We start from the raw sequence: 25480 nt of genomic DNA, 5'->3' as shown, positions 1-25480 counted from the left end.
GCACCCACGACCTGTTCTTCACCTCTACTATATAAAAAAAGTAGTACAAACCAATGCCTTGGCCTGTACTACTAATCTTAGTATGTTTAGTTTAAGATCATCGAGTTGCTAAAGCAGCTCTTTTTCTTATTGAACTAACTGTGCAGGTTAGTTCAAGGGTAATTGTTTCTCAACATCTAGAGTTTTAGGGCGGGTAGGTGTGAAAGACCAACCCCCTTGGATGCAAAAAGAACAAGCCTAATGATATTGCTAACAGAACTGAAAGGTGAATTAGTAATAGATGAAACAAATGTAGTGATTCCAACTATCGCTAGCAAACTTATTTTATAGGTAGCATAACAATAGCGCCCCCTGAGTAACAGGTGGGCGCTATTTGACGATTACAAAGAAATGATAGCTATTTAAGTTTCGTGCAATAAAAATACTTTATAATATTCCGATCAATTTTCTTTGGTTGAAATGATAAGATAAAATGATTTAGGTACAAAAATAAAAATTGTTGTAACGAATCAACAAATTTCTGGATATATAGATGATTGACTTTCAAAAATCTTGGTTCAGAATAGCAAAATTCTCATTAGAAAGGAGGTAAATCGTGGATAAAGAAAATATATATCAAGAATATGGGGACTTTATTTTTAGGTATTTATTAACCCTTACACATGATGGTCAATCTGCTGAAGAATTAACGCAAGAGACGTTCTATCAAGCCATTAAGTCCATTGACAACTTTCATCATAACGGAAAAGCAAAATTTTCAACATGGCTATGTTCAATCGCCAAAAACGTTTGGTTACAAGAAATGAATCGCGAAAAAAACAAGCACAAGTTGGTGAACTCATTAAGTGATGAAACGCCTATTTCTTATAATTTAGAAGATGAATATTTTAAAAATGAAGACAAAATTAGTTTTTATAAAAAAGCTCAACAACTGAGTGACATTAAACGTGAAATACTTTATCTCAGATTATTAGGGGATTTATCTTTTAAAGAGATTGGCTCCATTTTAGGCGGAACAGAAAACTGGGCAAGAGTAACATTTTACCGAGCAAAACAACAAATTGGAAAAGGTGGGGAAGATTATGAATCATAGTGTATTTAGAGATTTAGTCCCGAGCTACATAGAAAATTTAACAAGCGAAGAAACAAATAATGAAATCGAAAAACATATGGAACAATGTGAGGATTGCCGACAGTATGTAAAGGACATGCAGGAAGATTTGTTGGTAGAACATACCCATGAGCAAAAAAAGGAGGAGAAAGGTATCGACTTTTTTAAAAAGGTACGATCAAAAAACAGAAAAAAGATTTTCATTATTGTAGGATCACTACTATCCATTTTCATTGGCTGTTTCTTCTTCTTCGACCAAATGTGGATTGCAAATGAAAAAAATGTGCAAACAACCGTCAAACAACAAGGTACAATGGTTACGCTGTCCTTTCAAACGAAAAATGACAATCGATATATTTTACCAATGAATTTTAGGGGACAGAAGTATATCTATGAGATCATTATTTATGAAAAATGGAATGATCTTTCAGAACCAGCCAGGATTTTAAAAGATGGAAGTCCTGTCACGTTTACATTTTTAGATGCAAACACATTAATACTAGGCAATGGTGAAGAAATGAAACTTACAGATGAAGACAAAATACTCATTCAATATAAAAACAGTACGGAAGAGATACGATTAAAGGATTTATACGATCCAGAAGATAAAAGAAAATGATATGAACATGAATAAGAAAGAACTAGCTGCTACATTAACCTGAGATTATTGTTCCAAAACTCGTCCTTTTCTGGACACTATCCTTTTCGGTTAGAAAAGGATAGTGTTTTTTTATTTTTTATGTAACAAAACCCTGTTCATTATTCTGTGTTCAATAACCTATTCGTTTTTATCTTATGTTACAAACAAATTAGAGTGAAAATGAGAAAGAGTGATTATTAGCGTTAATTGGATATGCACGGGTGTCGACAGGATTACAAAATTTAGATTCACAAACAGATGCGTTAAAGCAACATGGTTGTTCGAAAATGTTTCACGATAAAATTAGTGGGACAAAAAAACAACGTCCTGGTTTAGAGGAAGCACTTCATTATGCACATGAAGGTGATACAATTGTCGTTTGGCGATTAGATCGACTAGGGCGAAATATGCAAGATTTAATTCAAATCGTTAACAACTTAAATGAACATGGTATTAGCTTTCATAGTCTGCAAGAAAGTCTAACAATGGACAAAAGTAATGCAACAGGACATTTGATGTTTCACTTATTCGCTGCATTTGCTGAATTTGAACGTAATTTAATTGAAGAAAGATCGGCAGCAGGTAGGGACGCAGCTAGAGCCAGGGGAAGGCTCGGTGGTAGACCAGAGAAGTTCGGTACAAAAAACATAGAAATGATGAAATCGCTTATTGAAAGTGGTACACCTATAAAGGATGTCGCAGCAAAGTGGGGAGTGTCTCGTACTACGATTTATCGCTATTTAGAAAAACAATAAATCAGAAAGATGGGTACTGTATATTTGAAAAAAAGTTGTACCGTTATAAAGAAAGAGTTACTGTTTAAGAAAAGTTGATCCAAAATGTAATTATTTCGGTTTTCCTTATTGAACTAACGGAGCAGTTTAGTTATAAAAGGAGATAAAAAAAGTTCAACAATTATGTTGAACTTTTAATGTTTGTTACATATTTTCAAATTGGAGATATTCTAAAATATTTCCAAAGGGGTCCTTGAAACTAATATATTTTCCTGGAGGACAATTAGTTGGTTCATCTACAATAAAATCTACTTTATTCTCTTTTAAGAATTTAACGGTTTCATAAATATCTTCAGTTCGCAATCCTAATACAACACCTGTAATTTTATTATCTTGATTAAAGGTTGTATTATTGTTCTCCTCTAAAATAATTGGTAACTCTCCGTGTACAAGTGATGCAATGTTAGGCCCATACTGCTTGTTTAATTCAAAACCTAAAGTATTGGTATAAAAGTCTATTGCTCTGTTTAAATTTGGCACGTAAATACTTATAACACAAACCTGATTCACCATTTTATCCCACCTATTTTTAGTATTACTATAAATATTCTACACACGTTAGTGAGAATCCTTTATATAAAAAAATCACTCGATTATCTTCTTCAACTCCCATGAAAGAACTTAATCACCTTTCATATTTTTTGGTGAAGTGCTGCTTTTACGCTTCATGGTTGGCTAACGTGGTGCTTTAGTTTAACAAGGTGAGTCAACTTTAGGTTGGCTTTTTTTGTTGCACATACGGAACAAACTGCGCAGCAGTGGAGACAAAAAAGAGCAATCGGATCATCCCGATTGCTCTTTTCTCATGCTGATGTACGATGCGGTTTTTATTTCATTTTCAACGACAGTAGTACATCATGTATCGCGACAAGTTTTGTTTCGAGCCGGTGCAAAAGATAGAATGATACGAATATCGGGAAACCGATTTCTTGTATAAGGCTCATCCATTGTTCCATTTCGTTACCTCCTCTCTTTGGCTACATAACGAAAGCGGAAGCGTCTTGGTCAGGGGCGACAGGCATAAGACAGATTTGGCGAAGGGGCGTTCTTTGCCCAATAGCCAATCTGACTTATGACCCCGAGCATCTGGCGCCCGGAGTCTAGATGAGAAAAACCGGTTCCCCAGTCCGAAAACTGGTGAACCGGTCATTTCATGGTGTTATGCGTTTGCAAGTTCAGTGACGTTGCGTTCGACGATGCGGGCGCCTACAGCCGTTTCTAGCGGAGCACCGTCCACTTCGAAGACTCCCGCAGCGATGATTTCCTGCATCGCCGCGTCTACGTTTTGCGCGGTTAAATCTGCACGGGGTTCATCCACCGATAGTGTCACTTTTTTGCCGGTCGCCGTACTGAAATTTAATTGTAATGTCTTTGCCATTTTCTATTCCCCCTTTTTTGTTTAGGTGTTGTGCCCCTTTGGATTAGGGCCCCAATGCCTTTTTGATTAGTTGTTGACGGTTGATGTTTCTACGACTTCTGCACCGATGAACGGGAACTCCGATAACTGTGCAAGTTGTTCCAGCGCTGCGTAAAGGTTGTCCGCCTCTGCGTTTTTCACGATATTGCGGTACGTTTTTGATTTGCGGATGAGTTTGCCTTCTTCTGTTTGTCCACCGTCAAAGTAGACTTTTGCGGTTGCGTTTTTGAATTCGATTGCTGCCATGTGAATCACCTCCCTTCACCCTTTAGATAGAATAAAAGAGGGGAAAGGGATACATGATTTGTACATATTTTTCAGATGTGCATATTTACAATGCATTTGGCTGTGCTGTAGCTTTACTCGGAGGCGGGGGAGTTATCACTATTTGATTGGAGCGTTTGCTTATGACAAAGCTATCGTTCAAGCCGCGTTGATGACTGCGGAGCATAAACCAAGATCTGTATAGAGTAATAGATGGATTGGTTGATGGAGACGTCTATATGGAACTATTTTAGGATTTGAATCACTTATTAAGGCTACGTCTCCTTCGCCCTGTTTTTAGAAAAACGAAAGAGATTAAAAAATCAGACAGGTTGTTTACATTTTCCCTTGATATGGTATTTTTATTTAGAGTCTCTATTATAAGGGGGAAGAGGTATGCCTTTATTTTCACAGATCATAACTGACTTTTGGCGGACGCCATTTTTAAAAGGAGACGTCCTCTATAGCGATGATGTTTTTACGGTCGCCACCAACCCTGACCTAAGCGAAAATCGTCGGGCCATGGTGCTGGAAACTTCCGACGGCCGGGTTATGGCGGTCCTGACACCTATGTTGGCTGATAAGGTAGGCCTTCATCAACAACAAGATTTGTCCGAGTCGACTTTTCGCCGAAAATTGAAGGAAGCGGGAGTCACTCTGCATGGGGCAGATTATCTTTTTTATTTTTCAGAAGCGGAAAAGAACGTATTGCTGGAAGAAAACATGGAAGGTGACTTGCGCCAGTTAACCGAGCAAGATGATGCGGTGTTCTCTGAGTTCCAGTCTTCTGCCACGGAACAAGATTTGGATGAAGCTTATGTGGAATTGGATCACTGGGTGGTTTTCGGCTCTTTTGAGCAAAACCGGCTGGTCAGTGCTTCCAGCATGTACCCTTGGAAGAATGCGCGAATCGCCGATCTGGGCATACTGACTCTGAAGCCTTTTAGAGGAAAGGGGCATGCCCGCAAAGTAGTACGTTCTATCAGCAAGTACGCCTATGATCAGGGATACGAACCCCAGTACCGCTGTCGGCTGGATAACAAGGCATCTGCGTCGCTGGCTAAAGCAGCGGGTTTGACGCTGTTTGGAAAGTGGGAAGTCATTTCGCCTGATTCCACTGACTGAGAGTCCGACGTACTATTAAATTCTTGTGATTCAAGCTCTTGTGTGGGATGGTTCAACTGTGTGTATACTCCTATTAGGGGTATTATTCAATGGGGCTTTAACGAAAAAAAAGACGATGAGGAGAATCAATATGAGCATAGGAAACTTTTCTTTAAGTTTAACTGTAAAAGATATAAAAGCATCTAAAGAGTTTTATGAAAAGCTTGGATTTCACGTTTTTGGCGGAAAAATGGAGCATAATTGGTTAATCATGCAGAATGACGATTGTACGATCGGATTATTTCAGGGGATGTTTGACAAAAGTATGTTAACCTTCAACCCGGGATGGAACAACAAAACCGAAGAAGTAAATCCGTTTAAGGATGTTAGAGTTTTACAGGAAGAACTTCGTGAAAAGGGTATATCTTTTGTTACTGAAGTTGACGTAACATCAGAAGGACCAGGCAGCTTTATCATTGAAGACCCAGACGGCAACCCGATCCTTGTCGATCAACATAGATAAAACGATTTAAATCGCTTTTGCATGGCGTCCCTATAAAATGTGCATTTGGGCGCATGTATGGGTGTGCGACAACCCGTATTTTAAGTATTTCACGTATAAGGTACCTGGTTCTAAACAAATTGAAATTATTTAGAACCAGGTACCTTTTCATTAAGAATTTATAGTGCTGATCGAATTCATTAATAGAAAAATTGCGTGCGATCCTATTTGCTATCCTCAGTCCATGCATAATTTCAGGATACTTTACAATACTAAGCCTTCCGTAACTTATCTTATAAGCATGAAGGGAAGAGGTATAAATGGGTAAGGACTCAGAAACAAGTTGGAAACAAGATCATCCAAGCAATTTTTTTAGCAACTCTGTTCAGAAGGCGGATCGTGCGGTGAAGCAAGCAATGTCACATCCAGAAGAGATAGCCGTTGAGCATGCTTTCAATTCCATATCACGCGCGGAAAAAGCATATGCGAATGCAGAACAGCACAATGAGAATATGGATGCAGTTCCACAAAACAAAGAAAAATTAGACACGATGAAGCAGCAATTGAACGAAGTCCGTGGAATTATGGACGAGCAGTAAGCCACCCCTGCAGGTTTTTGGGTGCCGGGTTCTAAAACAACTCATAATTGTTTCAGAACTTGGTACCTTTCACCAGAACCCCCCTTCTATCGGCGTATCATACTCCTTAAAAATCTCACCAAATAACGCCTTATCAATGAGTTCACGCAAGACGCCATCGAAGTAGCCGGGGATATTCCGGATGTTTTTGCGCTTTGTGGCTTGAACGGAAATGTGAAGGGCCTGGATGGCTAAATCCACAGAAATACTACTATAAGAGCAGTTGTATCAATGGTTTGCAAACATAAGCGATGTTGAACTTATGATTTTTGCAAAAAACATGGTGTTATTCAATTTAGTCAGAAGATATAAAAGCACCTACATAATCAGGTTTGGTACACAAGAATTTGGGGGATATATTGAAAACGTCTAAGTCATTTAAAATAACTAATGCGATTATTAAAAAGCGAATGGGGTAGTAACAGATGAGTGGATTTACAGGGTTTATAGGGGAAACAAGCAATGCATCAGTTGTTTTAGAAAGCATGATGGATAATATCATTCATCGAGGTCCTGACTCATCGGTTATGTTTTCAGAAAACGAAGCAGCACTTGGATTGCGCCGTTTAAGCAATATGGGTGTAGGGGATGACAGTCAGCCGTATTACACGGAGGATGAATCATTTGTTTTAACTTTTACTGGGGAAATTTATAATGCCCACGAGCTAAAGGAGAAACTTATTTCTGCTGGTTATGTGTTCAACAAGCATACAGTTGGCGAAGTACTCATTCGCGGCTATGAAGAGTATGGGGAAAGTTTGCCAGAGAAATTACGTGGTAAGTTCGCATTTGTGATTTGGGATCGAAAAAACAAAAAACTATTTGGTGCACGTGATATGTTTGGCATTCAACCATTTTATTATGCACATATGAATGGTACGCTATTTTTTGGCTCGGAAATTAAAAGCTTTTTGCCACATATTCACTTCAATAAAGAATTAAATGAAAAAGCTTTGAAGCCTTATTTAACGTTTCAGTTTTCGGTATTAAACGAAACCTTTTTTAAAGGCGTTTTTAAATTATCGGCAGCGCATTATATGACGTATGTGGACGGACAAATTAATACCCAGCGTTATTGGTCTCCAGAGTTCAATCCAATAGATCAATCATTCGAAGAGATTGTAGAAGAAATCGATCAAACGGTAAGAGAATCAATACATGCACATCAAACGAGTGAAGTAAAAGTGGGTTCCTTTTTATCAAGTGGCGTTGATTCGAGTTATGTCGTATCTGTGTTGAACCCGGAAAAAACATTTACGGTGGGCTTTGATCACCAAAACTTCTCTGAAATCGATAATGCAAGGAAATTATCCAATGAATTGGGTATTGAAAATAGTAATGCAATTTTAGATCCAGATCTCATCTTTGAGAAATTGGAGGACATTCAATATATGATGGATGAACCTCATTCAGATCCATCAATCGTGCCGTTGTATTTTTTGGCGGAGCTTGCAAGTCGTGATGCTAAGGTCGTATTTTCTGGAGAAGGTGCTGATGAATTATTTGGCGGATACGCTGAGTACGATTCTACTGTCTTAATGAAGAAATATAAAAAACTCCTACTTTCAGTTCGCAAGCCTTTAGGTCTTCTGTCCAAACATTTACCTGAGGTAAGGGGAAAGAATTTCTTGATAAAAGGTGGACTTTCACCAGAGGAGTGGTTTATTGGACAGGCAAAAATATTTGAAGAAAAAGCTGTGAGTAAAATTTTAACAAGTCCCTATACCAACACACCTACCGTAAAAGAAATCGTGAAACCCTTTTATGACCAAGTGAAGGGTGAAGACGATGTGACAAAAATGCAGTATTTAGATTTAAATCTTTGGCTGGCGGATGATATTTTATTGAAAGCAGATAAGATGTGCATGGCACATTCAATTGACGTACGGATGCCATTTTTAGACCGTGAAGTCATGAAAATTGCTTCAAAAGTGCCTACTAAATATCGCGTACATGATATTGAAACGAAATATGCATTTCGGATCGCTGCAAAACGAACGTTGCCAGAGGAATGTTCGAACCGTAAAAAAATCGGATTCCCTGTACCTATTCGCCATTGGATTCGGGAAGAAAAATATTATTTGAAAATCAAGGCTTACTTTGAAAGTGTAGAGGCGGCCGAATTTTTTAATCAGCAGGCCATTTTGGATTTGTTAAATGATCACTACAAAGGTAAAGTGAATAATGGACGAAAAGTATGGACCATCTTTACGTTCTTAGTTTGGCACAAGAAATATTTTAATTGAGCGTTTAGAGATATGGTTATAACGAAATTACCTGATTTACGAAGACGGCTTTATCCATAGGATGAGGTCGTTTTTCGATGTTGTTGGTGGTTTTGCAATTTGAGCATTGGGTTGACTTTTGCGATGTTACGTAGGAATGGTTCCATAAGTTTATTCGCATATTGAAGGGGAGCAAAAGCGTCCAACGATTGCACAAGTGTCCAACGAAAAGTACAAAGTGTCCAACAAAGAGCGCAAAGTGTCCAACGAAAAATACAAAGCGTCCAACAAAGAGCGCAAAGTGTCCAACGAAAAGTACAAAGCGTCCAACAAAGAGCGCAAAGTGTCCAACGAAAAGTACAAAGCGTCCAACAATTGCACAAGTGTCCAACGAAAAGCACAAAACGTCCAACCAATCACGCATTTGAAAAGTTAGCACGCAAAATAAACAGCCCCATCGCTATTTATTTACAGAAAAACCCTTCAAACGGCGTATCATACTCCTTAAAAATCTCGCCAAATAACGCCTTATCAATCAACTCACGCAAGACGCCATCAAAATAGCCCGGGATATTCCGGATGTCCTTGCGCTTGGTTGCTTGAACAGCGATGCGAAGGGCTTGGATGGCTAGATCCTCAAATAACTCATTCTTATCCTCGTAGATACTGAACTTCAACAAACGAAGGGACTGTGCACGGTAGACGCCGAATAAACGGCGTGCCAATGAATCTTCCCCAAGTGTTGTGGATAAAAGTAACTTAATCCTCCCAAACAGTGTTGTAGGAGACTGTTCCGCAGGAGACGTTCTCTTAAGATCTTTAGTAATTATAGATTTAGAAAATAACGGTTCAGTTTCGGGATTGTCCACTTGTGGCTTACTGTCACAAGGCTTTGCCACTTCTTCTGGTGTGGTCATTTTCGACTGGTCATGGAAGGGTAAAATAGTGTAAATGTTAGCGCCAAGTCCATTCATGATGGGACGGATATAATGGATACGTTCGATGATGCCAAGCTTTTCTAACTTGCGGATGGCACGGCGGACGGTGACGTTGGACTTGTCCACAGTTGTTGCGATGGTGTCGTGTTTCAAATGGGCGGCCCCGTATTTAACGGAGTAGCGGCGGATCATATCGAGTACTTTTCGGTCCGTGTTGTTCAGGTCATTCCAGTTGGCTGTCAGGTGTCGATTGGCTGCTTCGTCCATATCGTGCTTGTTTGTGAAGTGTGCGTAGTTTGTTAGGTAAGTGGTCATGATTATAGTCCCCTTTATTCTTTAGATAGAAGGAAATCATGCAATCGGATACACATTTGTGAAATTAATTTTAAAAATGGGGTTTTTCTTTGCTTTTGGGGAGAAATGCTTACTAATGAGGAAGGAATGGTATCTGGTTAAGTGTGCAACCTATCATTTCGGAATTAGTGTCCTTATCTATAAAGAAATACCCTAGCCACACGCATCAACGTGTAGCTAGGGTATTTCTTTATTTAGTAAGCGCTTGAGTGACGGAAACCCAACCATTAGCACTTTTTCATAATATAAAGTTCAATTCAAAGCAACGTTCAGTTCTTCTATGACTTCTTTTGTGATTTCTAAAAACTGTTCAGTGGCTGCCTTTTTTACGCTGTTTTTTAGTGTGACTAAATTCAATTGTGTATGCACGACAGGCCTGGTCAATTCGAGTAAGGGAGGTAAATTAAAGTCCGTCAACTTAGCAAAAGACATAGGGGAGAAGGCGATGCCTAATCCTCTTTTCACCATGCTTAACATGGGTAATGTTTCAGTTCCCCAGTAGATTACATTGGGCGTGAATCCTTGAGTTTGACAGGCATCCAAAATGAAATCTGAAATTCCATGTCCAAACGTTGTATGTTGCAAGAGAAAGTTTTCATTTCTCAAGTCTTCTAGGTTGATGGATGCCTCGCCTGCAAGAGGATGATCAGGTGGTAATGCCACTAATAGTCGCTCGGTTAAGAGTGCCGTTGTATGGAGGTCTGCCTTATCAAAAATATTTCTTACAATGCCTATATCCATTTTATGATAGCGTAACTGCTCTAGAATATAAGCTGCGTTTCCTTCTTTGACTTGAATGGTGATTTGGATAGATCGTTCATTTAACCGCTTCACTACTTCTGGAATAATTGTGAGATTTGCTACCGTTGAGCAGCCGATTGTCACATGTCCACGCATGCCTTGATCATGTTCATGAACTTCTTGGATAATCGCCATGGAGGATGCGAGCAGTTCTTTTCCCCTATCGTAGAGCAACTTCCCCGAATCTGTTAAATGCAAGCGTTTCCCCATCCGTTTAAATAATTGTACGCCTATCTCTTCTTCGAAACTTTTAATAGACATACTTAATGGTGGCTGCGTCATGTTGAGGGCCATCGCTGCTTTGGAGATGGTTCCGTGCTCAACAATTGCTATAAAGTATTTCAATTTTTGCATGTCCATGTCATCATTCCTTCTTAGATAGTCTCTTATATACATAAAAGGTATATAGATTACTCTTATTATATATTTCACATTTATATAGGGTTGATATAATATTACGACAAGTCCAACTCTTTTGGAATACTTCTAGCGAGTATATTAGCGAAAAGTGAAGGAAGGTGTGGGGAAATGTCGAAACGTATTAAAAAAGGGGGAAATGAGATGTTATTGAAAGGTAGAACACTACTTGTATTAGTAGTAAGTGCACTACTTGTTGTATTAGCAGGGTGTAGTAATGATTCCGTAAATGTAAGCGCTTCAAAAGATGGGGCGGACTATCCAAAACGTCCAATAACCCTAATCATCCCTTATGCGGCTGGAGGAAGTGCAGATATCCAAGCGAGGCTTATTGGAGAATCACTTCAAAAACAACTGGGGCAAGCTGTGAACGTGGTGTCAAGGGCAGGCGGAGCAGGAGCGACTGGCATGAACGCTGTTAAAAGTTCGAAAGCCGATGGATATACCATTATTTTAACGGCGGTTGGTCCTTCAACACTCACCCCGAATGCAAATCAAGTCGGATATAACGTAACGGAAGACTTTTTTCCAATCGCTCAAGTTTCTGAGGCGCCATATGGTCTGGCTGTGAATGGTGAATCAACCATTCAATCACTAGATAAGTTATTAGATTACGCAGGAAAAAATGCAGGAAAAGCAACGTTTGGAACGACAGGCGCGGGATTGCATCAGCATATTGTGATGTCTGATTTCTTGAATCAAATTCAAGGTGCAGATATGGAACATATCCCGTTTGAAGGTGGAGCCGAGGCTGTGAGTGCATTATTAGGCAACCATGTGACTGCCACTATGAATACAATTTCTGAAATTATTCCCCACGAAGAGAGTGGCGGATTGAAAATCGTTGCAGTAACGTCGGATGAACGACTAAAAGATTTACCTGACGTTCCCACTTTTAAAGAACTCGGTTATCAATTAGTCGGGCAAGGTGCTTGGTTCGGTATTATGGCACCGAAGGATACACCGGAGGAAATCGTAAATATATTGGATGCAAGCATAAAAAAAGCATTAGAAGATGAAGCAGTCAAAAAGCAATTTGATAATGCAGGTCTTCCTATTCAATATCTCGATTCAGCACAATTTACAGAGAAGGTCAAAGAAGAGAATGAAAAAAATGCTAAAGTCATTCAGGCGTTGAATCAAAAGTAATTCGACAAAGGGAGATATTAAATGATGAAAAAAGAAATTAGTGATATTTCCACAGGCATCGTATTATTGTTGTTCTCCATTATCGGGTATGTCATGGCGACTGATCTTGCGAGTCCAAATGTTGCAATGAAATATGGACCAGACTTTTTTCCGAAGTTGGTCCTTTCATTACTAGCGATTACATCACTCATATTGGTTGTGAACGCAATACGCAGGTATAAAAAAAGTACAGAATACCTTGGATTGGACAAAAGTGTCGTTTTCACAGTCCTTATATTTGTTTTCATCTTAATTGGCTACGTTTTACTGTTTTTCGTTGCAGGTTTCATCATTTCTACAATTGTGTTCTTATTTATTGGCCAGTGGGCATTCGGTATCAGAAAGATTGCTTTACTAAGTACAACATCCATTGTGATACCGATTGCCTTATACTTCTTATTTTCATTTTTCTTCAAAGTTCCACTACCATAAATTAAAAAAGGAGGGACGCATATGTCCCCAGATGCAATTGCAGGTATACTTTTTGCACTCGCTCCAGTTGCACTTCTTGCTAATTTGGCAGGGGTTGCGTTAGGAATCGTTTTTGGAGCGTTGCCTGGACTGACCGCAACAATGGGACTTGCCTTACTTATCCCGCTTACTTTTGGTATTCCACCTGTTGTTGCATTCAGTGCACTCTTAGGGGTCTACGTAGGTGCGGTATATGCAGGCTCGATTACTGCCATTTTAGTCGGCACGCCAGGAACAGCTGCTGCGGCGGCTGCGTTATTGGAAGGACCAGCACTTACACGGAAAGGTGAAGCAAAGAAAGCGCTGACGATGACGACGGTTGCTTCCGTAATAGGGGGGATATTTAGTTGTATCGTTTTAATTTTCATCTCTCCCCAATTGGCAAAAGTCGCTTTGACTTTTGGTCCCCCAGAATATTTCGCCTTGGCTATATTTGGCTTGTCGATTGTGGCGGGGGTATCCGGAAAGTCGTTATTAAAAGGTGTCATCGCGGGACTCATTGGGTTGTTCATTGCAACCATCGGGATGGACCCTATCAATGGTACGAATAGATTTACTTTCGGCAATGTCAATCTATTAAACGGTATTGATGTTGTACCAGCGCTTGTCGGCTTGTTCGCGATTTCTGAAGTATTAACGAGGATTGAAGGGAAAAGTGAACAATTGAAAAGTAAGATAAGTTCTTCTTCAGTCGGAATGAAAGCTGCTGATTTGAAGAGAAACTGGTTTAACCTTTTAAGGTCATCTGCTATCGGAACGTTTATCGGTATTATTCCTGCTACTGGTTCAGGTGTGGCTTCGTTTGTCGCTTACAACGAAGCGAAACGCGCGGCAAAAGATAAATCTTCGTTTGGAAAAGGTAATATTGATGGAATTGCTGCAACAGAATCAGCGAATAGTGCTGTGACAGGCGGCGCATTGGTTCCTCTTTTGACATTAGGGATTCCTGGAGATGTCATTACGGCAGTTATGCTCGGAGCCTTAATGATTCAAGGATTAACGCCGGGGCCAATGCTGTTTACAACAAACGGCGACGTTGTCTATGGAATCTTTGCGGCTTTAATTATCGCGAATATATTCATGCTCTTCTTGGGATTAGGTGCTACGAAAATATTCCCTAAATTGCTACGTATTCCAGAAGGGATCTTAATGCCTCTTATCGTCGTGCTTTGTATTTTGGGATCCTATTCGATTGCTAACTCGACGTTTGACGTGCTCATTATGTTGTTCTTTGGACTAGTAGGATATCTAATGCTAAAAGTTGAATTGCCACTTGCGCCTTTGCTGTTGGCGTTAATATTAGCACCGATAGCGGAAACCAATTTCAGACGCTCTATGCTTTTATCCCAACAAGATTTGACGATCTTTTTAACAAGACCGGTGAGCCTTGTGATCTTATCTGTAACGTTCCTCGTTATTGCGAAAATAGCGTTTAATGAATTTAAGAAATTCAAAAATGACAAAGTGATAGAAAAAGGGTAAGGGTGGGGAGCAACTTGTATATGGTCAACAGCGCACTAAACGATATCAATGACTATTTAGAAAGTAAACAAGATGATGCGCTTGCTTTTCTTGAAGAAATCGTCAATATTGATAGTTTTACTTATGATAAAGAAGGCGTAAATCGAGTGGGTGAAGTCATTCGACGGCAGCTAGATGCAGCGAATATTCCCTATGAAGTCCGGAAGAACGAGGACTTCGGCGATCATATTATTGCAACGGTAAAAGGGAAAAAAGAAGGCAAGATTCTATTGATGGGGCATCAAGACACGCCGCATCCACAAGGAACGACGAAAAATCGTCCATTTCAAATAGAGGGGAATCTTCTTCGTGGACCGGGTGTATCTGATATGAAATCGGGGCTCGTCAGTATGATTCATGCAGCCGTTGCTGTTCGTGAATTCGCGCAGGATGAACTTTGTGACATAGAGATCTTGTTTACACCGGAAGAGGAGATAGGTTCCCCGATTTCAAGGGCTGTCATTGAAGAGCGTGCAAAGGATGCCCTCGCCGTATTTAATTTGGAAGCGGCTAGACCTGATGGTTCTGTCGTAACTGCCAGAAAAGGTTCGGCGCATCTGAAAATTGAAATCGAAGGGAAAGCAGCTCATTCTGGGGCATTTATAGAAGATGGTATCAGTGCAAATGATGAACTTGCACTGAAAATGAATAAAATCAAACAACTCATGGATCTTGAGGCTGGCGTAACGATCAATTTTGGGAAGATCGAAGGGGGGATCAGCAATAACGTTGTTTCTCCCCATGCGACTGCAACGATTCATATTGGTTTTTGGCGAAGGGAAGATTTCGAAGGACTGTATAGCCAAATACAATGGATTGTCGATACTTCTTTTGTACCTGGAACGAAAAGCACATTGTCCGGCGGCATTGGGATCTTACCAATGGAGAAACATGAAGGCGTAACGAAGTTATATGAAACTGTTCAGTACGCTGCAAAAGGATTAGCCCTGCCTATCACCGAACAGAGGACTAAAGGGGCGGCCGATGCAGGATTTACCGCGTCACTTGGCATCCCGACGATTTGTGGAATGGGAGCAGTAGGGGGGAAGTGGCACGCAGTCGATGAATATATGGAACTGGATACATTTCTTCCACGTATGAAATTGCTGGCGAATTCGATTGTAATAGTTGCACAGGATACATTGAAAGAATAATCATCCCCATGAAAGTACCATGTAAATAAAAATTGCATGGTACTCTTTTTATAGAATAAGTGAAGTAGGTAGGAATGCAGATGGAAATAAGTGTAGTTGTACAATCAATCGTCATCATTTCGTTCATGATCATCATTGGAGCATTCCTTTCGAAATCTTTTACATTTAATGAAGATACACGAAGTGTTTTCATTAGTTTAATCGTAAATGTAGCAATGCCGTGTATTATCTTATCAAGCATTTTTAATGTAGAAATGAACGACAATACCTTTACGATGATCATTTTGGTGTTTTGTTTGTCTATCCTTATTAATCTTGCGGGAATTGGACTTGGCTGGTTACTCTCGGTGATTTTTTATAGGAAGTCAACGAAAAAGAGAGAATTGGCACTGTTGTCCGGGTTAGGGAATACTGGATTTATAGGTATACCGTTATGCGCTGTACTACTTGGTCCAGAAGGGGCTTTGTACGCTGCTATATTTGATGCGGGTGTCGACTTTACCATTTGGACCGTTGGTGTTTTGATGCTCCAAAAGAAGAGAAGTTTTGGTATCCAAACATTCAAATCAATGATTAACATTCCCATAATTGCGATTGTAGTCGGATTGACTGTTTCTTATTTTCATTACAGTCCGCCATCGATCATGATTAGCCTTGTCGACCAATTAGCTGCACTTGCCGCACCGCTCGCAATGTTTTATATCGGTATTCTGGTCATGACGTTGAAAGGTTCTAAAGTGAAGGAATCCGGTACGAAAGTGTGGCTCCCGATTACAGTGAAATTATTACTGCTACCCGGAGTCGTGGCGATATTAATAACGTTTTTACATTTGGATCTGGCCATCGTTCAAACCGTGCTTATCCAATCGATGATGCCAACGCTGACACTTGCATCGATCTTATTCGCAAAATACTCAGCGGATGAAGATATCGGGGCCATTACGACGGTATTATCGACGGTTTTGGCTTTATTGACCATTCCGCTGATGATTTATTTGGTGAATGTGTTTGTGTTGGGTGGGTGAAGGGTTAAGTATCCATATTACACAAAGCCCTAAGGAATTCCTTAGGGCTTAAAAAGTTTAGAATTCTTGTATAAACAGTTGTACGCAACGGAGTGTTAACTATTCTCTTCAACTTCTAATTTAGCTATTAGATTTCTTGCTAGTTTTAGCTTCTCTTCCGGAATACTCAGGGGAATTACACATCCGGGTGCAAAAATGATTTTGTTATCTCCTACTTGCGCTAATGCATCTTGGAAGTGAGCCGTCAGTTCTTCTTCAGTCCCATTTTTAAGTACATTATTTTCTTCAATTCCACCAATTAGAATTTTGTCTGTTAAAGCCCTAGCATCTTTTAAACTAATGTTAGATGTACGATCATGCCAATTGATTGCTTGAACAGGATAATCTTTAAGTCGATCGAACATAGGACTTAACCCATGGATGTGTAAGATGTTAAACCAAGTATCATTTTTGATTTCATCCAAAATTATAAGATCATATCGTTTTCCAAAGCATTCATAACTTTTCCAAGTGGTTTTGTCATAGTCAGCGACTTGTGATGCAAAGAAGAAACCGTCAACTCCTATGTTGATTAACTCTTTGGCGAAGTTGGTTGTTGTGTTTGCAATGATAGCCAACCCACGATGCAAATCATCGCTATTGACCTTTAAGTGTTCTAATAGTTCTACGCCACATAGTTTCCAAGCAATTGTTAATGGACTAAAAATAGTTGCGATTATAGGAACCTTTCCTTTATATTTAGCGACAATTGCCTTCGTATAATCGAGTTCCCTCTTTAAGGCACCACTATCTACTAGTAGTGTGCTGAGATTATTCCAGTCTTTAACAGTTTTGATAGGGTGGTCCGTTACTTGCCCAACAACTTGTGGGTCGGTCGGCCATTTAATAGCTGTGCCCCAATCTTCAACACCATATAAACCGTTATAGCTAAGCTTAATGAGATCAAGATCTAATTCTTCTTGGAATGAGATTGTGCGTTCAACGAATGCGTCATGTGTACGGTCTTCTAAAGGAAAGTGCTTCCAAAGGCTAATGAGCGATTGATTGATGTTTTCCCCATTTAGAACTGCTTGAAGTCTTTCGGTAGCTGTAGAGATGGTAACAGTATTTGATTGAGTCATTATAAATCTTCCTTTCCCACAAGTTAGTTTAGTTGTATTGGATTGAATACCTATTAATTGTGCTGTAGTTCTCTCGTTTGTGTATTTGCGATTTTCTCCAAGGACTGTTTTAAATCTGCAATGATATCATCGGAATCTTCCAATCCGGCCGACAGTCTTATTAATCCATCGGTGATGCCGTATTTAATACGCTCTTCTGATGGAATAGATGAGTGTGTCATTGATGCGGGGTGTTGTACTAATGTTTCCGGATCGCCAAGACTAAATGAAATTAGCCCGAGTTTTAGATTATCGATAAATTGCTGTCCAGATGATAGCCCACCTTTTAATTCAAAAGAAACAATTCCACCCATAGCTTTCATTTGTCTTTTAGCTAATTCATGTTGTGGATGCGATGCGAGTCCCGGGTAAGATACCTTTTTGATCGCTGGGTGTTGTTCAAGAAATTCTGCAATAGCAAGTGCATTATCGCAGTGCCTCTTCATTCTTACCGGCAATGTTTTTAACCCTCGCATGATTAAATAAGATTCCCAAGCGTTAAGGTTTTGACCTAAGTCACCCATGATTTTTTTCCTCATCATAGCAATTTCAGTTTGCTTCCCAATAATAAACCCAGCAATAACATCTCCGTGCCCATTCATATACTTAGTTCCGCTGTGAACAACAACATCAGCACCCATTTCCAATGGCTTTTGGAGATAAGGAGTCATGAAAGTATTGTCAATAATTAGTGTTAAGTTATTTTTTTTAGCAATAGCAGAAAGCCCATTGATATCGAGAACCGTAAGTCCAGGGTTTGAAGGGGTCTCGATATACAAGACTTTTGTATTTTCTTTGATAGATCGTTCGACAATATCGTGGTCAGTACAATCAATGTAGTCATATCCAATGCCAAAGCGGGGGGCTAAGTTTTTAAGGAAACTGAATGTCCCACCATATACATCTTTCGTTACAAGAACGTGGTCGCCGTTTTGAAGGTAAGCAAGTAAAGAAATGGAGATTGCAGCCATCCCACTACTTACACCCAAAGCGGCTTCTCCATTCTCTAATTTGGCAACTTGTCGTTCAAGTTCGTTTGTAGTTGGATTGCCATATCTACCGTAGTAAGTACCTTCAATTTCACCTAAAACGACTGCAGCTGCATTTTCCGAATTCGAGAATGAGTAAGCAACTGCTGGTGTAATTGATTGGGAAATGACACCTGTGTGGCGATTTTCTTGATCCAACGAGTGGATGATACTTGTATCAGTGCTCCATGAACTTTTCATAGTAACCTCCTAAAAGATTATCTAAGTCACAAAGTATATAACTTTGTAAACTTATTAATCTATTATATTATTTACTGAGCTAATCATTACCTAATTTAAATATTCTGTCAATGCTTATTTTTAAAAAATGGAAGTATTGCATTTGAAATGAAGGGCAGTAACATGGAGCGAATGATTGGGGTCATTGGGTTTGTGGCACGATTTGACTGGTTGTTTATAGTTATTTAAAAGTTGTGTGGGGTCAATGGATACTCTACAGGGCGAGGATGAAGTTTGTGTTGGAGGATTAAGGAGATAGTGAATTGATGGATTACTCATCAATTTTGTTCAAAACACCAATTGAAATTAGGAAGTTTCTTCTATTATGAAAGCAGTACTTTCAAGGTAATGACTTTAATATTTGGGCTAAAAAAAGGTGTTGACATGTAAACTGAATTGAATGATAATTGTGAATAGAAATAAGTTTATAATATTATATAATTAAACGCGAGGGACGTGAGGAGTTGATAAAGGATATGAGCGGGGCTGTAGTTCAAGTTGAGGACAAGTTAATTAGTTGGAGAAGGTATCTTCATCAGAATCCGGAACTATCTTTCGAGGAGATAGAAACTTCGAACTTTGTATACTCTGAATTGTTGTCCTTCGGTGGTTTGGAAATTACCCGTCCAACAAAAACAAGTGTGATGGCAAGATTAATAGGTGCGCAACCGGGCAAGGTTATTGCCATTCGGGCTGATATGGATGCGCTTCCAATTGAGGAAGATAATGAACTTGAATTCAAATCAAAAAAAACTGGGGTTATGCATGCTTGTGGTCATGATGCCCATACGGCTATGTTACTTGGAACTGCAAAAATACTAGCGGACATGAAGGAGAGTATAAAAGGAGAGGTTCGTTTTATATTCCAACATGCAGAGGAGCTGTTTCCTGGCGGTGCTCAGCAAATGGTGGATGCGGGAGTTATGGATAATGTAGATCAAATTATTTGTACGCATGTACGTTCAAATATGGTAACCGGCCAACTTGGTGTACTCGCTGGTCCAGTCTTGGCCTCACCTGATAGTTTTTCAATTAAGGTTATAGGAAGCGGAGGGCACGCGGCCAAACCTCATCAAAATATAGATAGTGTAATTATCGCAGCTCAAGTAGTTACTAATCTTCAACAGATTGTATCAAGATATATAGATCCTATTGATGATGTTGTATTGTCTGTTACGCAAATTCACGGAGGAACAGCCGATAATGTTACACCAGGAGTTGTAGAAATTAGTGGAACCGTTCGGACTTTTGATCAAAGGTTAAGAGAGGAAATCCCACTGGAGATGGAAAGAATCGTCAAAGGTATTACAGAAGCGCATCGTGCCGCTTATGAAATTGAATATAGAAATGGATATCGTCCAGTCATAAACGACGAAGAGGTAACAGAGGTTGTCAAGAATACAGTGATTGATTTATACGGGGCGGACGCCTTGGACAAAATCAGGCGTGGAATGGGTGGGGAAGACTTTTCTGCTTATTTGCAAAAAGCACCGGGGTGTTTTTTCTATCTAGGCGTAGGCGAAGAGAATATGGAGAAAAATTATCCACACCATCATCCGAAATTTAATGTAAATGAAGAAGCACTCACGATTGGTGTAAATGTATTGTTGAATGTTGTCCAAAATCTGATGACAAAATAGGGAGATTAGTAGTATGGCTCATATGGCTAGAATAAAAAAATTCTATGAATATATGGAAGCGAAAGAACTAGATATGGTTTTCGTGACACTTCCGAGAAGTATCCACTACTTTACAGGTTTTAACACAAATCCACATGAACGATTTTTTTGCTTATTTATGCCGCTGATCGGAGATCCGGTTTTAATTCTCCCAGAGCTGGATTTAGATGAAGCAAGCCGGAAATCTTGTATTAAAAAACTACGGACACATAAAGATAACGAGGATCCCATGGAGATTGTAACGGATCTTACAAAGAAAAACGCTAAAAAGTGTGGTGTGGAGAAAGAGCATCTTACATTAATGAGGTTCGAGGAAATTGCAGGCGTTGTCGAAGCGGAAACGTATGTCAATGTGGAATCTGAAATTCAAAAAATGAAAGTTATTAAATCATCGGATGAAGTCGCAAGCATTAGACAAGCAATTCGTATTTCCGATGAAGCATTGTTTGAAGGATTAAAAATGGTTAAACCAGGCGTTACAGAATATGAAATTGCAGCTGAAATTCAATATCAAAGAATAAAGTTAGGCGCTGATGGCGGAGGACTAATGGTTGTATCCGGTGAAAAGTCTGCTTTACCACATGGCCGTACGGGAGATCGGGTTTTGAAGGAAGGGGATCTTCTGTTAATTGATGGAGGTGTCTTGAAAAATGGATATGTTTCTGACATTACAAGAACATTTGGCGTCGGAGAGATTAATGAACAGCGAAAAGAGATTTATGAAACGGTATTAGCGGCGAATGTGGCGGCAATAGATGCGGTTAAACCTGGAGTGTCTTTTGGTGAATTAGACAAAATCGCTCGTGACATCATTATAGACAAAGGCTATGGCAAGTACTTTACACATCGCTTAGGACATGGAATGGGGATGAATAATCATGAATATCCTTCAATCCATGGACTGAACAGAGATGTATCCAAAGCTGGAATGGTCTTCACAATCGAACCGGGGATCTACGTACCGGGTGTTGGCGGAGTTAGAATAGAAGACGATATTTTAGTGACTGACGATGGTGCTGAAGTTCTAACACACTATAAAAAAGAATTAATCTTATTGTGATTTAGTACAAAACTATCCATTACTAGTCTAAGGAGGTGATGATGAGTCTAGGAATGGTTCTAGATTGAAGTCCTTATAAAAACTTACTTTCCAATAAAAATAAGGGGGAACACTACTAATGAAGAAAAATAAATGTTTTGGCATAGCGCTTGCCCTAATTCTTGTTTTGGTTTTATCAGCCTGTACTGCAGCTACTTCAGAAACCTTAGATACCGGAAAAGAAAAAGGGACGGATAATGGAAATAATGTAGTGCGAACAGATTTGAATATTGGAATTGAAGCAAGTCCAACGACGCTTATACCAAATACGGATCCAAACTTTATAAAAGATATGCACCTTAAAAGTATTTTCGAACCACTAATTGGAAGAAGTCCAGACGGTGAAATGACACCACTTTTAGCTACTGAGTGGGAAAATATTGATGATCTGACATGGAAATTCAAACTACGTGAAGGTGTGAAATTCCATAATGGTGAAGTTCTAACGCCGGAGGCCATTAAATATTCAATAGACTATATTATGGACGAGAAAAACCAATCAGGATATCGAGGTCACTTTGCTTCAGTTAAAGAAGTCAGAATAATCAATGAAGTTGATTTTGAAATTATTACAAGCGAACCAATGCCAACATTACTTGTTAAATTGGCGGATAACCTTCTGATTATGGAACCTAAACATATGGAGGAGGTTGGAGATGGTGCAGCCGAAAATCCAATTGGAACAGGCCCATATGAATTTGTTGAAATGCAAAGAGATCAAAGTTTCAAAATGAAAGCATTTAAAGACTATTGGGACGGTGAGCAAGAAATTAAAGAGATTAATTACAGGGTTATTCCAGAATTCAGTTCAAGACTTTCTGCTTTCTTGGCAGGGGAAATTGATTTGCTGAATAACTTGCCAGTAGACTCCATTGCTAAAATTGAAGGAAGTAATGAAGGGAAAATCGAGTCAGTGAGCTCATCTAGAGTGATTTACCTTGGTCTAAATGATAAAGAAGGTAGTCCATTTACGGATAAAAAGGTTCGCCAAGCCGCTAACTATGCCATTAACACGGATGACTTACTAGAGTATGTACTAAACGGCCAAGGAACGAAAATGACAGGACCTCTTTCGATGGTTAATGAAGGGTATACAGAAACAATGGAATATGAACATAATCCTGAAAAAGCACAGGAACTATTGAAGGAAGCTGGATATGAGCCAGGTGAACTGAAAATTACACTTGAAACAACGAATGGCCGATATCCGATGGATGCACAAGTTGCCCAAGCAATCTCTACACAACTAAATGAAGCAGGGTTCGATTCTTCTGTCCAGATAAACGAGTATGCAACGCATGTAAGTAGAATTGCAAAAAATGAAGTTGGAGAAATGTATGTGAGTAGTATGGGAACGCAATTCGATGCTATAGGTACGATGAATAACTTATTTATACCAGGTAGTACATTCTTGCTTCATACTCCGTCTAAAGAAATCCAACAAAGCATAATCGATGGTTCTTCGATTATGGATGTTGCGGAACGTAAGGCGCATTTCGACAAGCTCCAAAACTGGGCTGCTGAGGAAGCTGTAATGGTTCCATTATGGCAGCAAGGGGACGTCTATGCTATTAACGAAAACCTAGAGTTTCATCCGCGTGTTGATCAGAGATATATCTTCACAGATGTAAAATGGAAAAAATAACAGTATAAATTTAACGATAAGACATAACTGTATTCATCCACTGGTTTGAATAATGCAGGGTCTAGTCTGCTATAAATTCATTTTCATCGTAATTTATAGCAGTTATTTCTTTTTTTATGAAAGTTATTGAAAATAAAGGACGTCAAATAATTTATTTGAGCCTATTATACTGACCCTTGAACATAGTCTAATACCGTGCTCATTAGAAAAGGGGTACCTCATGCTAGGATATATTTTAAAACGAGGCGTACAAACATTTGTTGTTCTATTTCTAACGATTACATTAGTATTTTTTATTATCCGTTTATCTGGCGACCCTACATATTTGTATATGCCAGATGATGCAACGGAAGAAATGGCTGAACAGTTTCGCGAACAATTAGGTTTTAATCGTCCTCTCATTGTGCAGTATGGAAGCTTTTTAGCGGATGTTGCTAAAGGTGATTTTGGAGAATCACTCATGTACCGCCAAGATGCATTATCTATGGTACTTGCCAAAATACCTGCAACATTTCAATTAGCCTTTTTTGCCCTATTTATAGCCATAGCGGTAGCGATACCTTTGGGCGTAATCTCGGCGTACAAACAAAATACAATCTATGACAGAATCGGAACGGGAATCACGGTATTAGGACAAGCAATTCCAGGTTTTTGGTTGGGACTGTTACTAATATTAGTGTTTTCGGTCACATTCAAAATGTTACCTTCCGGTGGTGGTGGATCAATAATTCACTTAATTTTGCCGGCAGTAACACTTGCAGCGCATAGTGCCGCGCGATTTGCCCGATTTACTAGATCTACAATGCTCGATGTGTTGCGTAAAGATTATATTAGAACAGTAAAATCTACGGGAGCGCCAGTATTTTCGATTCTATATAAATACGCATTGAAAAACACGTTGATTCCAATTATAACAATTGCTGCATTGGATTTAGGTGTGTTAGTGGGTGGGGCCGTAATTATTGAATCCGTATTTTCTTGGCCTGGTTTAGGTCAATTGCTTATCAAGGCTCTTATGGGGCGCGACTTTCCAGTTGTAATTTCGGGTGTTTTTATCATTGCTTTTAGTATCTCAATTATTAACTTTTTTGCGGACATATTATACGGACTCGTGAATCCACAAGTCCGAGTAAAGTAAGGAGAGAATACAATGGTCAGTAAAGTGACAGGTGTTGATACGGGAGAAATCGAAGTTTTGCCAGTTAAAGCAAAAAGAAAGTCGAAATTACGTTACTTTTTAAAAGAACTAATGAAAAGTCCAACAGGGGTTATTGGATTTTCAATTATGGTTATCGTAATCTTTTTGGGAGTCTTTGGTGACTTTATAACACCGCATGATCCTATGGCTACAAGTCTTGCTCAAAAACTTTTACCCCCATTATCAGAAGGACATATCCTCGGTACCGACCAATTGGGGCGTGACATGTTATCCAGGATAATCTCGGGAACGAAAGTATCCTTAATCATCGGCACAGTCACGGTTGTATTTGCAGGTTTAATCGGTACCATTATTGGTATCATTTCCGGATATTTTCGTGGATGGGTAGACGTTGTCATTATGAGAATTGTAGATGTTTCCCTTAGTGTCCCATTTATTTTGTTGGTATTAGTCATTAGTACAGTTCTTGGTGCGGGATTAAAAAATATTATTATTTCTTTAGTTATCGCTGGATGGGTAGCTTATGCACGAATTGTAAGAAGTGAAGTACTCGCTTTAAGGGAAAAAGAGTTTGTTGTTGCTAGTATTGCTACAGGCGTTCCACGTTGGGAAATAATCTTTAAACATATTGTTCCCAACTTATATACGCCAATTATTGTTTTATCATCACTTCAAGCTGCAAACTATATTATTGCAGAAGCAGGTGTTAGTTTCTTGGGATTCGGAGTACAGCCCCCTCAACCTGCATGGGGGAATATGTTAAGTGAAGGTAGAGATTTTATCTTCAGCGCATGGTGGTTAATCACATTCCCGGGTATTGCGATTCTATTGACGGCGCTTGGCATTAACTTATTAGGGGATTGGTTACGTGATGTATTAGATCCGGAATACAATAAGTAAGGAGGG

At 39.3% G+C, this 25480-nt stretch carries 27 protein-coding genes; 18 read left to right on the top strand and 9 right to left on the bottom strand.

What is annotated here, in order from left to right; genetic code table 11:
* The first annotated feature begins 595 nt into the window (after positions 1-595).
* The 3 genes from ACIQ0H_RS20435 to ACIQ0H_RS20425 all read left to right on the top strand — a co-directional run bounded on the left by ACIQ0H_RS20435 (position 596) and on the right by ACIQ0H_RS20425 (position 2506).
* Positions 596-1093, top strand: a complete 498-nt coding sequence (locus tag ACIQ0H_RS20435) for an RNA polymerase sigma factor (protein WP_403418957.1) — start codon at positions 596-598, stop codon at positions 1091-1093.
* On the top strand, positions 1083-1730 hold the full coding sequence (locus ACIQ0H_RS20430) for a zf-HC2 domain-containing protein (protein WP_403418955.1): 648 nt from the start codon (positions 1083-1085) through the stop codon (positions 1728-1730). The genes ACIQ0H_RS20435 and ACIQ0H_RS20430 overlap by 11 nt, the downstream gene beginning before the upstream one ends.
* A 227-nt stretch (positions 1731-1957) precedes the next feature.
* Complete coding sequence (locus ACIQ0H_RS20425) at positions 1958-2506, top strand: recombinase family protein (protein ID WP_403418963.1); 549 nt, start codon at positions 1958-1960, stop codon at positions 2504-2506.
* Positions 2507-2689: 183 nt separating this feature from the next.
* Here ACIQ0H_RS20425 and ACIQ0H_RS20420 read toward each other — a convergent pair whose 3' ends face one another.
* The 4 genes from ACIQ0H_RS20420 to ACIQ0H_RS20405 form a co-directional block, all read right to left on the bottom strand.
* The gene (locus ACIQ0H_RS20420; RefSeq protein ID WP_403418953.1) at positions 2690-3058 is read right to left on the bottom strand and encodes a VOC family protein; all 369 of its coding nucleotides are present in this window, start codon (positions 3056-3058) and stop codon (positions 2690-2692) included.
* Between the two features lie 314 nt (positions 3059-3372).
* Positions 3373-3501 carry a YvrJ family protein gene (locus tag ACIQ0H_RS20415; RefSeq protein WP_342508619.1) on the bottom strand — a complete coding sequence of 43 codons (129 nt, stop codon included), beginning with the start codon at positions 3499-3501 and terminating at the stop codon, positions 3373-3375.
* 203 nt (positions 3502-3704) lie between these two features.
* Positions 3705-3923: a DUF2922 domain-containing protein gene (locus ACIQ0H_RS20410; protein ID WP_403418951.1), complete on the bottom strand. Its 219-nt coding sequence runs from the start codon at positions 3921-3923 to the stop codon at positions 3705-3707.
* Positions 3924-3989: 66 nt separating this feature from the next.
* Positions 3990-4208 (bottom strand): DUF1659 domain-containing protein, encoded by a 219-nt coding sequence (locus ACIQ0H_RS20405; RefSeq protein ID WP_403418949.1) that lies wholly within the window; start codon positions 4206-4208, stop codon positions 3990-3992.
* 414 nt (positions 4209-4622) lie between these two features.
* Between ACIQ0H_RS20405 and ACIQ0H_RS20400 the strand changes: the two genes are divergently transcribed.
* The 3 genes from ACIQ0H_RS20400 (at position 4623) to ACIQ0H_RS20390 (ending at position 6431) form a co-directional block, all read left to right on the top strand.
* On the top strand, positions 4623-5351 hold the full coding sequence (locus ACIQ0H_RS20400; RefSeq protein ID WP_403418947.1) for a GNAT family N-acetyltransferase: 729 nt from the start codon (positions 4623-4625) through the stop codon (positions 5349-5351).
* 130 nt (positions 5352-5481) lie between these two features.
* A complete protein-coding gene (locus tag ACIQ0H_RS20395; protein ID WP_403418945.1) occupies positions 5482-5853 on the top strand; it encodes a VOC family protein in 372 nt (123 codons plus the stop codon).
* A gap of 299 nt (positions 5854-6152) precedes the next feature.
* The gene (locus tag ACIQ0H_RS20390) at positions 6153-6431 is read left to right on the top strand and encodes a DUF2564 family protein (RefSeq protein WP_403418943.1); all 279 of its coding nucleotides are present in this window, start codon (positions 6153-6155) and stop codon (positions 6429-6431) included.
* A gap of 69 nt (positions 6432-6500) precedes the next feature.
* Here the strand turns inward: ACIQ0H_RS20390 and ACIQ0H_RS20385 are convergent, their stop codons facing one another.
* On the bottom strand, positions 6501-6671 hold the full coding sequence (locus ACIQ0H_RS20385; protein ID WP_403418942.1) for a hypothetical protein: 171 nt from the start codon (positions 6669-6671) through the stop codon (positions 6501-6503).
* A gap of 224 nt (positions 6672-6895) precedes the next feature.
* Here ACIQ0H_RS20385 and asnB point away from each other — a divergent pair, with 224 nt between their 5' ends.
* Both asnB and ACIQ0H_RS20375 read left to right on the top strand, forming a co-directional pair.
* A complete protein-coding gene (gene asnB / locus ACIQ0H_RS20380) occupies positions 6896-8716 on the top strand; it encodes an asparagine synthase (glutamine-hydrolyzing) (RefSeq protein ID WP_403418940.1) in 1821 nt (606 codons plus the stop codon).
* 196 nt (positions 8717-8912) lie between these two features.
* Positions 8913-9131, top strand: a complete 219-nt coding sequence (locus ACIQ0H_RS20375; RefSeq protein ID WP_403418938.1) for a hypothetical protein — start codon at positions 8913-8915, stop codon at positions 9129-9131.
* A 28-nt stretch (positions 9132-9159) separates the two neighbouring features.
* Here the strand turns inward: ACIQ0H_RS20375 and ACIQ0H_RS20370 are convergent, their stop codons facing one another.
* Positions 9160-9948 (bottom strand): helix-turn-helix transcriptional regulator, encoded by a 789-nt coding sequence (locus ACIQ0H_RS20370; RefSeq protein WP_403418936.1) that lies wholly within the window; start codon positions 9946-9948, stop codon positions 9160-9162.
* Between the two features lie 291 nt (positions 9949-10239).
* Entirely contained in the window at positions 10240-11148 is a 909-nt protein-coding gene (locus tag ACIQ0H_RS20365; RefSeq protein WP_403418934.1) for a LysR family transcriptional regulator, read from the bottom strand.
* A gap of 168 nt (positions 11149-11316) precedes the next feature.
* Between ACIQ0H_RS20365 and ACIQ0H_RS20360 the strand changes: the two genes are divergently transcribed.
* The 5 genes from ACIQ0H_RS20360 (at position 11317) to ACIQ0H_RS20340 (ending at position 16564) form a co-directional block, all read left to right on the top strand.
* Entirely contained in the window at positions 11317-12354 is a 1038-nt protein-coding gene (locus tag ACIQ0H_RS20360; RefSeq protein WP_403418932.1) for a tripartite tricarboxylate transporter substrate binding protein, read from the top strand.
* Positions 12355-12378: 24 nt separating this feature from the next.
* Positions 12379-12825, top strand: coding sequence for a tripartite tricarboxylate transporter TctB family protein (locus ACIQ0H_RS20355; protein ID WP_403418930.1), 447 nt, complete (start codon positions 12379-12381; stop codon positions 12823-12825).
* Positions 12826-12846: 21 nt separating this feature from the next.
* Complete coding sequence (locus tag ACIQ0H_RS20350) at positions 12847-14346, top strand: tripartite tricarboxylate transporter permease (protein WP_403418928.1); 1500 nt, start codon at positions 12847-12849, stop codon at positions 14344-14346.
* Between the two features lie 20 nt (positions 14347-14366).
* A complete protein-coding gene (locus tag ACIQ0H_RS20345) occupies positions 14367-15539 on the top strand; it encodes a M20 family metallopeptidase (RefSeq protein ID WP_403418927.1) in 1173 nt (390 codons plus the stop codon).
* Between the two features lie 80 nt (positions 15540-15619).
* Entirely contained in the window at positions 15620-16564 is a 945-nt protein-coding gene (locus ACIQ0H_RS20340) for an AEC family transporter (protein WP_403418926.1), read from the top strand.
* Positions 16565-16659: 95 nt separating this feature from the next.
* Here ACIQ0H_RS20340 and ACIQ0H_RS20335 read toward each other — a convergent pair whose 3' ends face one another.
* Positions 16660-17685, bottom strand: a complete 1026-nt coding sequence (locus ACIQ0H_RS20335) for a uroporphyrinogen decarboxylase family protein (protein WP_403418924.1) — start codon at positions 17683-17685, stop codon at positions 16660-16662.
* A 53-nt stretch (positions 17686-17738) separates the two neighbouring features.
* The gene (locus tag ACIQ0H_RS20330; protein WP_403418922.1) at positions 17739-18953 is read right to left on the bottom strand and encodes a trans-sulfuration enzyme family protein; all 1215 of its coding nucleotides are present in this window, start codon (positions 18951-18953) and stop codon (positions 17739-17741) included.
* Between the two features lie 515 nt (positions 18954-19468).
* On the opposite strand from ACIQ0H_RS20330, the gene ACIQ0H_RS20325 reads away from it, so the two are divergent.
* The 5 genes from ACIQ0H_RS20325 (at position 19469) to ACIQ0H_RS20305 (ending at position 25474) form a co-directional block, all read left to right on the top strand.
* Positions 19469-20632: an amidohydrolase gene (locus ACIQ0H_RS20325; protein ID WP_403418920.1), complete on the top strand. Its 1164-nt coding sequence runs from the start codon at positions 19469-19471 to the stop codon at positions 20630-20632.
* A 22-nt stretch (positions 20633-20654) separates the two neighbouring features.
* Positions 20655-21731, top strand: coding sequence for a M24 family metallopeptidase (locus tag ACIQ0H_RS20320; protein WP_403418918.1), 1077 nt, complete (start codon positions 20655-20657; stop codon positions 21729-21731).
* 118 nt (positions 21732-21849) lie between these two features.
* Positions 21850-23415, top strand: coding sequence for an ABC transporter substrate-binding protein (locus ACIQ0H_RS20315; protein ID WP_403418916.1), 1566 nt, complete (start codon positions 21850-21852; stop codon positions 23413-23415).
* Between the two features lie 220 nt (positions 23416-23635).
* A complete protein-coding gene (locus ACIQ0H_RS20310; RefSeq protein ID WP_403418914.1) occupies positions 23636-24553 on the top strand; it encodes an ABC transporter permease in 918 nt (305 codons plus the stop codon).
* A 12-nt stretch (positions 24554-24565) separates the two neighbouring features.
* Entirely contained in the window at positions 24566-25474 is a 909-nt protein-coding gene (locus tag ACIQ0H_RS20305) for an ABC transporter permease (protein WP_403418912.1), read from the top strand.
* Positions 25475-25480: the final 6 nt, after the last annotated feature.

Source organism: Sporosarcina sp. NPDC096371, assembly GCF_044762865.1.
Classification (GTDB): domain Bacteria; phylum Bacillota; class Bacilli; order Bacillales_A; family Planococcaceae; genus Sporosarcina.
This window is presented reverse-complemented; position numbering and strand designations above follow the sequence as displayed.